Consider the following 11,117-nt stretch of genomic DNA (forward strand, 5'->3'; position numbering starts at 1 on the left):
CAAGATCGCGGGGGCGGGGGCGGGGCAGGGGCGGGGCAGGGGTGGTCAGAGGGGGCGGAGCATTACCTGTTCGCGGCTCACGCCGTCGGGCAGGAGATCGCCCAACTCGTCGGTCTGGTTGAAGCCGGTGCGACGGTAGAGGGCCTTCGCCCGCGCGTTGTCCGGCATGACGCTGAGGCGTAGCCGGTCGGCGCCGGCCTTGCGGGCCCACTGCGCCACCTCGTCCAGCAGGCGGTCGCCGACGCCGTGGCCGCGGGCGTCGGGGTGCACCCACATCGAGATCAGCTCCATCATGAGTGGGTCCGCCGTCGGTACGCCGCTGGCCATGCCGACCGGACGTTCGTCCAGGACAGCCACCAGGTTGTGTGCGCCGGGGATGCTCAGCCGGTCGCGCCAGCGCTGCTCGAGGTCGCCCTCGCCCTGCCAGTCGGCGAGCCGGGATCCGAATGCCTCCGGCGCCTCGGTGAGGGCGGCCAGCCGCAGTTCGCGCCAGGTCGGCCAGTCGTCGGGGGTGAGCACCCGCATCTCGATCATGCGTGGATGATGCCCTGTGGCGGCGTGCGCGCGCCATCGAAAAACCACCGGCCGGTGCCGCACCCCCGCCCGGGTGCGGCACCGGACCGGGTCAACTGGTCGTCGTACAGGAGACCAGCGGAACCGGGTTGCTGCCGTTCCACGAGCCGAGCAGGCCGAACGTGGTGCTCGCTCCGGCGGCGAGATTGCCGTTGTAGTTGACGTTGCGCGCGGTGACCAACGTGCCGTTGGTGCTGACTGTGGCGTTCCACGACGAGGCGACCTGCTGGCCGTTGCCGTAGTTCCAACTCACCGACCAGCCCCGGGTGGGAGAGCCGCCAGCGGTCACCTTCACCTCAGCCTGGAAGCCGCCAGCCCACTGGCCGGTGACCTGGTACGTCGCCGTGCAGGCCCCGGCCGGCGGCAGAGTCGGCGGCGTGGTGGTCGGTGGCGTGGTGGTCGGTGGCGGCGTGGTGGGTGGCGGCGTGGTGGGCGGGGGAGTCGTCGGCGGCGGGGTGGTCGGTGGTGGGGTGCTCGTCCCGCCGAAGGTCACGTCGCTGCACAGGTAGTACGACTGGTCCAGGTGGCTGGCCTGCCAGACGGTGTAGACGATGTGCCTCCCGGTGCGTCCCGACGCGTTGACGGGGATCTGGATGGAGACGCCCCCGGTGTCCTGATCCCATTGCGAGGCAGGGGTGTTGCCGATCTGGCCGGCCAACTCCAGGTCGTCCCAACCGAGCGGCTCGGTGAGCGCGTCGAAGCCCTGCCTCGTCACGTACACCCGGATGTAGTCGGCCCCGTGACTGGCCTGGTCGAAGAAGCGGAGCCGGAAGTTGTTCGACACCGAGGTGGTCTTCCAGGCGCCGATGGTGTCCAGCGCGTTGTAGCGAGGGCTCTGGGTGCGCCCGCCGCTGCACAGCTGGCCGTTGGGGACGGCACCCTGGTGGTTACCGGCGACCCCCTCGCGGAACAGGCCGTTCCAGTTCCACATGGCGGCCGGGTCGGCCTGCCAGGCCTGCCAACACATCGGGTCCTCGGTGGCCATCCGGGGATTCTGGAAGTCGCTGCCCCAGCGTTGCCAGCAGCTGTAGTTGCGGGAGGCCGGGTCGACGACCGAGCCGTGCGCCGAGGCGGGCTGGGCCAGCACCGTGAACAGTGCGCTGGTCAGCAGGAGCGTGGCGGCCACCGCGATGGCGAGCGGCCGGAGCACGCGTGGTGATCGGGCAAGAGTGGACATGGAGCCCCCGGGGGGATGAGGTCGGACGACGACACCCGGACCGCCGGGAGTTGCCCACTCCCGGGCCTATTCGCTGGCTCCCGCGATGGCTCTACCCGGCACCATGCCAGACCGATCGTCAGACGTCAATTGCTGTGCGGCGCATCGGCGTGTGGGGGATGCCGTCCTCGACGTACTCCGGGCCGCTGACCGCGAAGCCGTGCCGGGCGTAGAACGCCACCAGGTGCGACTGGGCCTCCAGCACGCAGGGCCGGTTGCCCACCACCTCCAGCGCCGCGGTCATCAGCCGGCCGGCGTGCCCGCCGCCGCGCGCCGCCGGCGCCACCACCACCCGACCGATCCGGGCGGTGTCGTCCGGGTCGGCCAGGATCCGCAGGTACGCCAGCGGCGCGCCGCCGTCGGTCAGCCAGAGATGCCGGGTGCCCGGCTCCAGGTCCCGCCCGTCGAGCTCCGGGTACGGGCAGTTCTGCTCCACCACGAACACGTCGATGCGCAGCTTGAGCAGGTCATGGAAGGTGCGGGCGTCCAGGTCGGCGAAGGAGGCCGTACGGATTTCGGTGGTCTGCTGAGGCACCCACCGATGGTAGGCCGTGCTGCGCCGCCGACCCGCTCACGGTGTTTTCAGACGGGCGGGTGCGAGGTAGGTGGCGGCCACGGCGGTGAGTAGCAGTGCGCCGCCGCCGATGACCGGTAGCGGGAGCGGTTCGTGCAGCAGCGCCACCGCCAGTGCCGCGGCGGTGAGGGGTTCGAGCAGGGTCAGCACGGCGGCGACGCTGCCGGGGGTGGTGCGCAGCCCGGCGTAGAACAGCGCGTACGCCACAGCGGTGGTGACCACGCCGAGGTGCAGCAGCAGTGCCACGCTGTCGAGGCGTACCGGAGCGCTGACCCCGGCGACCAGGGCGAACGGTGCCAGGGTCAGCGCTCCGACCGTGGTGGAGATGGTGGTCAGCGTCATCGGCGTGGCACGCTGCGACACCTGCCGGCTGATCAGGGTGGTCACCGCGTACCCCAGGCCGGAACCGGCCGCCGCGAGCAGGCCGAGCAGTGGGGCGGGCGCCGCGACGTCGGGGCCCGCCGTGGCGCCGGTGATCAGGACGAGGCCGGCCACGGCCGCGACCAGCGTGCCGAGTGGCAGCGGGCCGGGGATCCGCCGGGCGCGCACCGACTCCCAGGTCGCCGCGAGCACCGGGGCCACGCCCAGGCTGACGACGGTGGCCACGCTGACGCCGGCCCAGGCCACGGCGGCGAAGTAGAGCGCCTGGTAGAGACCAAGGCCGACGCCGGTGAGCAGCAGCGGTACGGGCGCCGCGCGCAGGGCGGCCAGGATCGTGCCGAGCCGAGGAGCGGTGCATGCCAGCAGTACGAGCGCGGCGATCGCGAGGCGGTGGAAACCGATGCTCACCGGGCTGAGCCCGGTGCTCTCGCGCAGGAGTTGCACCGCCACGCCGGTGGTGCCCCACAGCACGCCGGTGACGGTGATCTGGATCAGGCCGGTGCGGGCCTGGATGACGGCCGGGGCCGAAGCGGCCGGCGGCGCGGTACGGGAGGTGGACACGGATGCGCTCCGAGGGGTGAGCCGTTGACGGGGACGACGTCGACGGAGCGCGTACGGCAAGGAGACCGAGCGGGGTTGGTCACCCGGTCGGCGAGAGGCGCGGCGCTCCGTTCAGGAGCGCGGCGGGGGCAGGACGCCCAGCAACGGCCGCATGGGGACGACCGTACCGCAGGGCTCGGCGCGGTCAGGCCGGGCGTGCGCCGACGGCGTCGCGGATCTCGGCGCCCACTGTGCCCTCGACGGCGCGGGCGCAGTGCCCACAGCAGAAGAACCGGCCGTTGACCTCGACGCCGTGCCCGACGATCTTGACCTCGCAGTGCTCGCAGATCGGTGCCATCCGGTGGATCGCGCACTCGAACGAGTCGAAGGTGTGCACGTCGCCGCTGACGGTGCGCACCTCGAACGCCATCCAGTAGTCGTTGCCGCAGACCTCGCACGTTGCCATGGATAACCTCCCGTAATAGGACATGTACGCACATACTGCCTCGAACGGCGGCGCGGATGGGGTGAAATGTCGGTGTTCAGCGGCCCGGGCGGCGTGTCGGCCCCGGCGTGTTGCCCGTTGTGCCGGGTGAACCCCCGCAACCCCCGGAGGATCGCAGTGATCAAGCGCAACAGGCTCTTCGGCAATCAGACCCGGGTCACCTTCTGTCTGCCCCGCGATGCCCCGCCCGGCCCGGTGAGCGTCGTCGGCTCCTTCAACGGTTGGGAGCCGGGTCGGCACGAGCTGGTGATCCGCCGCGACGGCACCCGGACTGTCACCGTGAAGCTCCCGCCCGGGGAGTACCGGTTCCGTTACCTCGCCAGCGGTGGCGTCTGGTTGGACGACGAATCAGCCGACCATGTCGACGGCGGCGGCAGCCTGCTCCGACTCTGACAGGAAACTCGCCACCATCGATGTATTTATCGATGGAAGTCTTTACTGTTAACAATGTTTAAATTACGTTGAGGGGCACCCACCGGAACTGGAGAAGGAGCCGCCCCCATGCGTCGAAAAATCACCGTCCCGCTGGTGGCGGCGGGTGCTGTCGCTGCCACCCTCACCGTCGCCGCCCCCGCGCAGGCGCACGGTTACGTCTCCGCCCCGCCGAGCAGGCAGGCGCTCTGTGCGCAGGGCCGGGTGCCCGACTGCGGGCAGATCAAGTACGAGCCGCAGAGCGTCGAGGGGCCCAAAGGCCTGCGCAGCTGCAACGCCGGAATCGCCCAGTTCGCCGTCCTCAACGACGACAACCGGGGCTGGCCGGCCACCTCGGTCGGCAGCTCGCTGACCTTCACCTGGGTGAACACCGCCCGGCACGCCACCAGCAACTGGGAGTACTGGATCGGCAACACCCGGGTCGGCGTGGTCAACGGCAACGGCCAGCAGCCGGGCGCCACGGTCTCGCACACCGTCAACCTCGGCGGCTACTCCGGGCGGCAGAAGATCCTCGCGGTGTGGAATATCTCCGACACCGCGAACGCCTTCTACTCCTGCATCGACGTGCAGATCGGCGGCGGAGGCGGATCAACGCCCACCCCCACCCCGACCACCTCACCCACCCCACGGCCCACCCCGACCACCGCACCGCCCACGACGCCCGCCCCGGGCGGCAGTTGGACGACGGGCCGGGCCTACCAGGTCGGTGACCAGGTCAGCTACGGCGGACGGACGTACCGCTGCCGGCAGGCGCACACGGCGATCCCCGGCTGGGAACCGCCGAACGTACCGGCGCTCTGGCAACAGGTCTGACCGCACGGGTGCGGCCGCTGGTCGCACCCGTGTCGCCGCCCCCGCGTGAACGGAGCAACCGGCATGCCCCGTCGTAGCCATCTGGCGTCCCTGCTCGTCGCTCTGCTGCTGACCAGCGCCGGGGCCAGCGCCTGCGCCGGGTCACCCACGTCGAGCCCGTCAGTCGTGCCACAACCGGCGCCCGCGTCCCCGGCGGGGTCGGCGGCGGCCGGGTCCGCGGTGGCCGGTTCCCCGGCCGACGTGGCCGAGATGAGCGGGATCGACGTGGTCTTCCTGAGCACGATGGTCGGGCACAGCGAACGCACCCTGCAGATCGTCCGGCTCGCCCGCGACCGGGTGCGCGACGACGCGCTGCGAACCCTGGCCGCCGCCATCGAGGCGACCGAGGCCGACGAGCTGGCCGCGATGCGTGGCTGGCTGCCCACCGCCGGGCCGGGCGCCAGCGCGGCCGCACACCAGCACGAAGGGCACGGCGACGAGGCCGCGCTCGACCGGCTGCGGACCGCGCCCGACGCGGACGTCGACCGGGTGCTCCGCGCGGTGCTCGCGGACCACCAACGGGCGGCGGCCGACCTGGCCCGAGCCCAGGTCGGCGTCGGCCGCAACGAGCGGGTCCGTGACTTGGCCCGGCGGATCCAGCAGTCCCGCACCGCCGAGGTCGAGCTGCTCAGGGGTACGCCGTGAGGGTGCGTCGACCGCACCCGGACAGCTCAGGTCAGCGGGGTTCCAGCCGGATGGAGACCGAGTTGACACAGTGTCGGGTGTCCTTCGGGGTGAAGCCCTCGCCGTGGAAGACGTGCCCGAGGTGACTGTCGCAGCGGGCGCAGCGGATCTCGGTGCGGGCCATGCCGAGGCTGCGATCCTCGATCTCCTTGACCCGGCCCGGGATGGCGTCGTCGAAGCTCGGCCACCCGCAGTGCGAGTCGAACTTCGTGTCGCTGGAGAAGAGCTCCAGCCCGCAGGCTCGGCAGTTGTAGACCCCCGCCGTCTTCGTGTCCACGTACTCGCCGGTCCATGGGCGTTCGGTGCCGGCCTCCCGCAGGACGTGGAACTCCTCGGGGGTCAACCGGACCCGCCACTCGTCCTCGGTGCGGGGCAGCTCATTGTCGTCAAGACTCACCCGTCAACGGTACGTCGAACGTCAGGGCCGTGGCATATGGTCGCGAGATGGCTGGCACAAAGGCAGCGGTCGCCGAGGTCGACGTGGCCGGGCACAGCGTTCGACTGAGCAGTCCCGATCGGGTCATCTTCCCGCAGCGCGGCTTCACCAAGGCGGACGTCTTCCACTACTACCTCGCCGTCGGCGACGGGATCATGCGTGCGCTGCGGGACCGGCCCACCACGCTGCAACGCTTCCCCGAGGGCGTCGAGGGCGAGATGTTCTTCCAGAAGAGGGTGCCCACTCGGGGCGTGCCACCCTGGGTGACGACCGCCGAGATCACCTTCCCGAGCGGTCGGAGCGCGGCGGAGCTCTGCCCCGTCGATCTGGCGCATGTGGCGTGGGCGGCGCAGATGGGCACCATCGTCTTCCACCCGTGGCCCGTGCGCGCCGCCGACGTCGACCGACCCGACGAGCTGCGCATCGACCTGGACCCGCAGCCCGGCACCGACTTCGCCGACGCCGCGCGGGCCGCCGGGCAGGTCCGCGAGATCCTCGACGAGCTGGGTGTGACCGGTTGGCCGAAAACGTCAGGTGGCCGGGGCGTGCACGTCTATCTGCGCATTCAGCCCCGCTGGACGTTCACCGAGGTCCGCCGGGCCACCATCGCGCTCGCACGGGAGGTGGAGCGCCGCCACCCCGACCTGGTCACCACGGCCTGGTGGAAGGAGGAGCGCGGCAGTCGGGTCTTCGTCGACTTCAACCAGATGGCTCGGGACCGGACGATCGCCTGCGCGTACTCGCTGCGAGCCAACGCGCGGGCCACCGTCTCGACCCCGGTCACCTGGGACGAGCTGCCCGACGTCGACCCGGACGACTTCGACCTGCGCACCGTCCCGGCCCGGCTCGCCGAGCGCGGCGACCCGCACACCGGCATCGACGATGTTCCATGGGACATCACGCCGCTGCTGGAGTGGGCCGAACGGGACGCCGCTGCCGGCCAGGGCGACCTGCCGTATCCGCCGGACCACCCGAAGATGCCCGGCGAACCCAAGCGGGTGCAGCCCAGCCGCGCCAAGCGCGCGCCCGACGAGAGCACCTGAGCGGGCTGGATGCCGGGCTGCCCGGGGCCGACACGTCGTCGTCCCCGGGCAGCCCGACGGTCTGCTACCCCTCTGGATTGCAGGGGTTGAACATCTTGGGATGGATCGGCTTGCCGGCGGCCACCGTGTCGGCGATCTCCCAGAAGCCGTCCGCCCAGTAGCCGCCCTTGTCGATCTGCTGGAGCGCCTTCCAGTTGTGGCTGCTGCGCAACGCGTCAGCCGCCCGCCGGAGAGCGGCGTCGTCGCCACTCTTCTTCGCGCGCGTCCATTCGGTGATCCACGCGCAGCCGACCGGGCCGAGCACCTGGATGCCGAACTGGTCGGAGTCGTTGACGCCTTCGACGTTCAGCGTGGCGGGGTCGAAGCCCGGGGGGAGCGGCACGTCGGCGAGCACCGCGGCCCGCCGGTCGTCCACGCGCTCCGGTGTGACGATCTCCGCCGGGAGCGCGGCCAGCCACGTACGGGCGTCGACGCGGACCACGCTGGCGAGCACCCGGTCGAAATCGGCGCGCGTATAGGCGGTCGCGGTGCGCACCTCGACCATGGACCCGTCGCGAGGCTCAAGGATGACCTCGAACTCGCGGTCGTTGTATCGGAACAGGTGACCGGGCCAGCGGTCGACCTGCACCGACTCCGGCTTGCTTGTCTCGAGCCGGTCCTTGTAGCGCCCGTCGTACTCGCTGGCCTTGTACCAGCTCATTCTGATGCTTCGCCCACCGTTGCTGTAGGTGATGCTGCCCGTCCGCTCGGCGAACCCGTCCGCGCTGGTTGCCTTCCAGCCGGGCTGGTCGATCAGCAGCCGCGGGTTCTCCTCGGCCGCCTTGAGCACCATCGCCGAATAGGTGGTCGTTCCCGGTGCCTCGGCGGTGGCGTTCGTTTCCGGAGACGCCTCGTGGCTCCCTGGCTGATCGGTCTTCAGGACGGAGGTGCCGAATACGACGCCGAGGACGGCGGCAGCGACGCCCGCGCTGGCGAGACCGCCCATCAGACGGCGGCGTGGTCGGGAGCGCCGCCGCCCTGGCGGTTCGGTGACGGATTCGAGGATCGGCGTGGACATGATCTCCTCCAGGAGGTCCTGCGCGGCCCCGTCGAGGTGCGCGACGACCTCGGGTCGGTACGGGTCGGCGTCGCGGACCCTCCGGTCGAGCTGTTCGTCGGTCATCTGCCCTCCTCAGGGGCTCGTACGGCCATGACGTCGAGTACATGTCCGGAGGGTTCGAGGTCGTTACCGAGGATGTCCCGTAACCGGACTCGGGCACGGGACAGTCGCGTACGGACCGCGGCCGGGCTCACCTGGAGGACCACGGCGACCTCGCGCGGCTCCAGCCCCTCCCAGAAGGTCAGCATCAGCACCTCCCGGTCCAACTCGTTGAGCCGGGCCAGCGCGGCCCGGACAGTGAGTCGTTCGGGCACCACGCTGCCCGGGTCGGCGGCGAGGGCCGCCCGGAACCGTTGCCGCAACCGATCGCCCAGCCGCCCCCGGCGCGCTCCGCCGCGGTGGTGGTTGGCCAGCACCCGCCGGGCCACGCCGTGCAACCACAACCGGGCCTCGGCCTCGGGCGGCATCTCGCGGCTGCGCCGCCAGGCGACGAGGAAGGTCTCGGCGACAACATCGGCAGCGTCCTCGGGCTGCTCGACGCGCCGCATCGCGTACGCCATCAGTGCCTCGAAGTTGACGGCGTAGACGCGGCGGAAGCGTTCTTCGTGTTCAGTCCCGGAGCTCACGTCTACCCCATGTCCGGTCCACCGCCCGTCGTGACAGTTGCCGATCGGAAAATCGCGGCAGGTGGTCCGTCGAGGTTACGCCGGGTCGTCGCGCGTGGCGAAGACCTCGCGGGCGGCGAAGGTGGCGTTCACTGCGCGGGGGAATCCGCAGTAGACCGCGGCGTGGAGGATGGCTTCGGTGATCTCCTCGCGCGTCAGACCGACGTTGAGCGCCGCGCCGATGTGGACCTTCAGCTGCGGCTCGCATCCACCCAGAGCGGTGAGGACGCCGATGGTGACCAACTGCCGGCTTCGCGGGTCGAGTCCGGGACGGTCATAGATGTCGCCGAAGGCGAAGGCTGCGACGTGGTGGCCCAGGGCGGGGTTGATGTCGGCCAGTGCGTCGACGACGGCCTCACCCTGGTGTCCGTCGATCTGGGACAGCACGCCCAGGCCGTGCTCGCGGCGGGCAAGGCTCTCCGGGCTGTTGATGTCGTACTGGGCGGTGCTTGTGGTCCTCGTCATGGCTGGGTTGCTCCTTCATAGGCGGCGATCTTGTATTCGGTGGCGGCCAGGGCAAGCTGCAGCTGAGCAATCTGTGAGCGCAGGGTGTCTCGGTGCTCCAGCAGCAGGTCGAGGCGCTCGGGCACGGTGGACTGGCCGGCGTCAACGAGGCCGATGTAATGGCGCAGGTCACTGATCGGCATGCCAGAGGTCCGCATTCGAATGAGGAAGACCAGACGTCGGATGGCCGCAGCGTCGTACCGGCGGTGGCCGGCGTTGTCCCGCGCGACCTGGACCAGGCCGATTCGTTCGTAATAGCGCAACGTGTGGGGATTGATCTTCAGATGCTCTGCCGCGGTGGCGATGTCCCACTCGGTTGCATCGTCATCGCGGGCGAGCTCGCGCAGCGACTCGATGGAGACACCACCTGGCGGGTCCACCGCGAGGCGCAAGGCCTCCCGAAGTGCGTCATCAACCTTCATGCCCTGCACGCTAGGGCTGTGAGCGCGCTCTAACGCAAGCATGGCGTCAACTGATGTCCCCGCTCACCACGGCTGGGGACCGGCGTCCCGATGGACGGGGCAAGGCTGTCGTACACGCATGATCCACTCCATATCGCCGAAGTTGGGGTGTCGGGGCGGGCCGGATGCCGCTATGTCGGCGAAACGGAGTGGATCACGCCACGCGGAGGGCGGGTTCCCGCTGCCGGGGGCCTGCGCAACCGATTGACTTTCGATAGGTAGCGAGCGAAACTCGATGCATGGTTACGGAGTATCGAGCGGTTGCCGCTCTCCGAGTGTTCCTCGTGGTGCTGTTCGGGGTCCTGGTTGTGTTCCAGACCCTCTCGCTGCCGGGGCAGTTCGCGTACATGGCCGCGGAATCACCGGAGGACGCCTATCTCCGGTGGCCGGCGACCGTCGTCGCGGTGTTCTGGGTGCTGTGCGTCCAGGTGGTCATCGTCTCGACCTGGAAGTTGCTCAGCCTGGTCAAGAACGACCGCATCTTCACCGAGGCGTCCCTGAGGTGGGTGGACGCGATCGTGTGGGCCATCGCCGCCGCCTGGCTGGTGCTCGTGGGTGTCTTCCTCTACGTCGGGTTCAACGCGGACGACCCCGGACTGCCGCTGCTGCTGTTCCTGCTGACGGTGGGAGTCACCGTGCTGGGGCTCCTCATGGTGGTGATGCGTGCGCTGCTGCGGCAGGCAACCACGCTGCGGTCCGACATGGAAGCGGTGATCTGATGCCCATCGTCGTCCGCATCGATGTCGAGTTGGCCAGACGCAAGATGAGCGTCGGGGAGTTCGCCGAGCGTGTCGGGCTCACGCCGGCCAACGTCGCGGTGCTGAAGAACGGCCGGGCCAAGGCCGTCCGCTTCAGCACCCTGGAAGCGATGTGCCGGGTGCTCGACTGCCAGCCCGGAGACCTGCTCGAGTGGGTCGAGGAGGAAACCCCATGAGGTACGTCCTGGCGGCCGTCGCGATTCTCGGCATCGCGTTCGGCCTCGCCACAATCGCGCACGGGGAGGCAGACGACTCGCCGGGCCTCCAGCTCATAGGCGTCGTACTCGTGATCGGCGCGGTGGTGTTCGGCATCCGCAACGTTCGGGGCGGCAGCTAGCCGCCCGTGCGCCAGCCCAAGCCGACCCTCCTAAGAATAACGATCATGTAACGGGCG

17 protein-coding genes are annotated in these 11,117 nt (G+C 70.3%); 7 read left to right on the top strand and 10 right to left on the bottom strand.

What is annotated here, in order from left to right; genetic code table 11:
- Positions 1-45: 45 nt before the first annotated feature.
- The 5 genes from ACLQ28_RS12430 to ACLQ28_RS12450 form a co-directional block, all read right to left on the bottom strand.
- Complete coding sequence (locus tag ACLQ28_RS12430) at positions 46-534, bottom strand: GNAT family N-acetyltransferase (RefSeq protein ID WP_425686380.1); 489 nt, start codon at positions 532-534, stop codon at positions 46-48.
- A gap of 91 nt (positions 535-625) precedes the next feature.
- Positions 626-1,750 carry a lytic polysaccharide monooxygenase auxiliary activity family 9 protein gene (locus tag ACLQ28_RS12435; RefSeq protein ID WP_425686381.1) on the bottom strand — a complete coding sequence of 375 codons (1,125 nt, stop codon included), beginning with the start codon at positions 1,748-1,750 and terminating at the stop codon, positions 626-628.
- Positions 1,751-1,868: 118 nt separating this feature from the next.
- Entirely contained in the window at positions 1,869-2,324 is a 456-nt protein-coding gene (locus tag ACLQ28_RS12440) for a GNAT family N-acetyltransferase (protein ID WP_425686382.1), read from the bottom strand.
- 36 nt (positions 2,325-2,360) lie between these two features.
- Positions 2,361-3,305 (bottom strand): DMT family transporter, encoded by a 945-nt coding sequence (locus ACLQ28_RS12445; protein ID WP_425686383.1) that lies wholly within the window; start codon positions 3,303-3,305, stop codon positions 2,361-2,363.
- Positions 3,306-3,489: 184 nt separating this feature from the next.
- Complete coding sequence (locus tag ACLQ28_RS12450) at positions 3,490-3,750, bottom strand: Prokaryotic metallothionein (protein ID WP_425686384.1); 261 nt, start codon at positions 3,748-3,750, stop codon at positions 3,490-3,492.
- A 156-nt stretch (positions 3,751-3,906) separates the two neighbouring features.
- Between ACLQ28_RS12450 and ACLQ28_RS12455 the strand changes: the two genes are divergently transcribed.
- The 3 genes from ACLQ28_RS12455 (at position 3,907) to ACLQ28_RS12465 (ending at position 5,718) form a co-directional block, all read left to right on the top strand.
- Complete coding sequence (locus ACLQ28_RS12455; protein ID WP_425686385.1) at positions 3,907-4,182, top strand: isoamylase early set domain-containing protein; 276 nt, start codon at positions 3,907-3,909, stop codon at positions 4,180-4,182.
- A gap of 108 nt (positions 4,183-4,290) precedes the next feature.
- Positions 4,291-5,034 carry a lytic polysaccharide monooxygenase gene (locus ACLQ28_RS12460; RefSeq protein WP_425686386.1) on the top strand — a complete coding sequence of 248 codons (744 nt, stop codon included), beginning with the start codon at positions 4,291-4,293 and terminating at the stop codon, positions 5,032-5,034.
- Between the two features lie 63 nt (positions 5,035-5,097).
- Complete coding sequence (locus ACLQ28_RS12465) at positions 5,098-5,718, top strand: DUF305 domain-containing protein (protein WP_425686387.1); 621 nt, start codon at positions 5,098-5,100, stop codon at positions 5,716-5,718.
- A gap of 31 nt (positions 5,719-5,749) precedes the next feature.
- Here ACLQ28_RS12465 and msrB read toward each other — a convergent pair whose 3' ends face one another.
- Complete coding sequence (gene msrB / locus ACLQ28_RS12470) at positions 5,750-6,154, bottom strand: peptide-methionine (R)-S-oxide reductase MsrB (RefSeq protein ID WP_355388113.1); 405 nt, start codon at positions 6,152-6,154, stop codon at positions 5,750-5,752.
- A gap of 47 nt (positions 6,155-6,201) precedes the next feature.
- Between msrB and ligD the strand changes: the two genes are divergently transcribed.
- Positions 6,202-7,236, top strand: coding sequence for a non-homologous end-joining DNA ligase (gene ligD / locus ACLQ28_RS12475; protein ID WP_425686388.1), 1,035 nt, complete (start codon positions 6,202-6,204; stop codon positions 7,234-7,236).
- Positions 7,237-7,300: 64 nt separating this feature from the next.
- On the opposite strand, the gene ACLQ28_RS12480 is transcribed toward ligD, so the two are convergent.
- From ACLQ28_RS12480 to ACLQ28_RS12495, 4 genes are all read right to left on the bottom strand, one after another.
- The gene (locus ACLQ28_RS12480) at positions 7,301-8,398 is read right to left on the bottom strand and encodes a hypothetical protein (RefSeq protein WP_425686389.1); all 1,098 of its coding nucleotides are present in this window, start codon (positions 8,396-8,398) and stop codon (positions 7,301-7,303) included.
- Positions 8,395-8,961, bottom strand: a complete 567-nt coding sequence (locus tag ACLQ28_RS12485; RefSeq protein ID WP_425686390.1) for an RNA polymerase sigma factor — start codon at positions 8,959-8,961, stop codon at positions 8,395-8,397. Before ACLQ28_RS12485 ends, ACLQ28_RS12480 begins: the two co-directional genes overlap by 4 nt.
- Positions 8,962-9,036: 75 nt before the next feature.
- A complete protein-coding gene (locus ACLQ28_RS12490) occupies positions 9,037-9,465 on the bottom strand; it encodes a carboxymuconolactone decarboxylase family protein (protein WP_425686391.1) in 429 nt (142 codons plus the stop codon).
- Positions 9,462-9,926 (bottom strand): MerR family transcriptional regulator, encoded by a 465-nt coding sequence (locus ACLQ28_RS12495; protein WP_425686392.1) that lies wholly within the window; start codon positions 9,924-9,926, stop codon positions 9,462-9,464. Before ACLQ28_RS12495 ends, ACLQ28_RS12490 begins: the two co-directional genes overlap by 4 nt.
- A 278-nt stretch (positions 9,927-10,204) precedes the next feature.
- Here ACLQ28_RS12495 and ACLQ28_RS12500 point away from each other — a divergent pair, with 278 nt between their 5' ends.
- The 3 genes from ACLQ28_RS12500 to ACLQ28_RS12510 are packed head-to-tail and all read left to right on the top strand — an operon-like array spanning position 10,205 to position 11,060.
- Positions 10,205-10,684, top strand: coding sequence for a DUF2975 domain-containing protein (locus ACLQ28_RS12500; protein WP_425686393.1), 480 nt, complete (start codon positions 10,205-10,207; stop codon positions 10,682-10,684).
- A complete protein-coding gene (locus ACLQ28_RS12505; RefSeq protein WP_425686394.1) occupies positions 10,684-10,899 on the top strand; it encodes a helix-turn-helix domain-containing protein in 216 nt (71 codons plus the stop codon). The genes ACLQ28_RS12500 and ACLQ28_RS12505 overlap by 1 nt, the downstream gene beginning before the upstream one ends.
- Positions 10,896-11,060 (top strand): hypothetical protein, encoded by a 165-nt coding sequence (locus tag ACLQ28_RS12510; protein ID WP_425686395.1) that lies wholly within the window; start codon positions 10,896-10,898, stop codon positions 11,058-11,060. Before ACLQ28_RS12505 ends, ACLQ28_RS12510 begins: the two co-directional genes overlap by 4 nt.
- Positions 11,061-11,117 lie beyond the last annotated feature (57 nt).

Source organism: Micromonospora sp. DT201, assembly GCF_049841575.1.
Lineage (GTDB): Bacteria > Actinomycetota > Actinomycetes > Mycobacteriales > Micromonosporaceae > Micromonospora.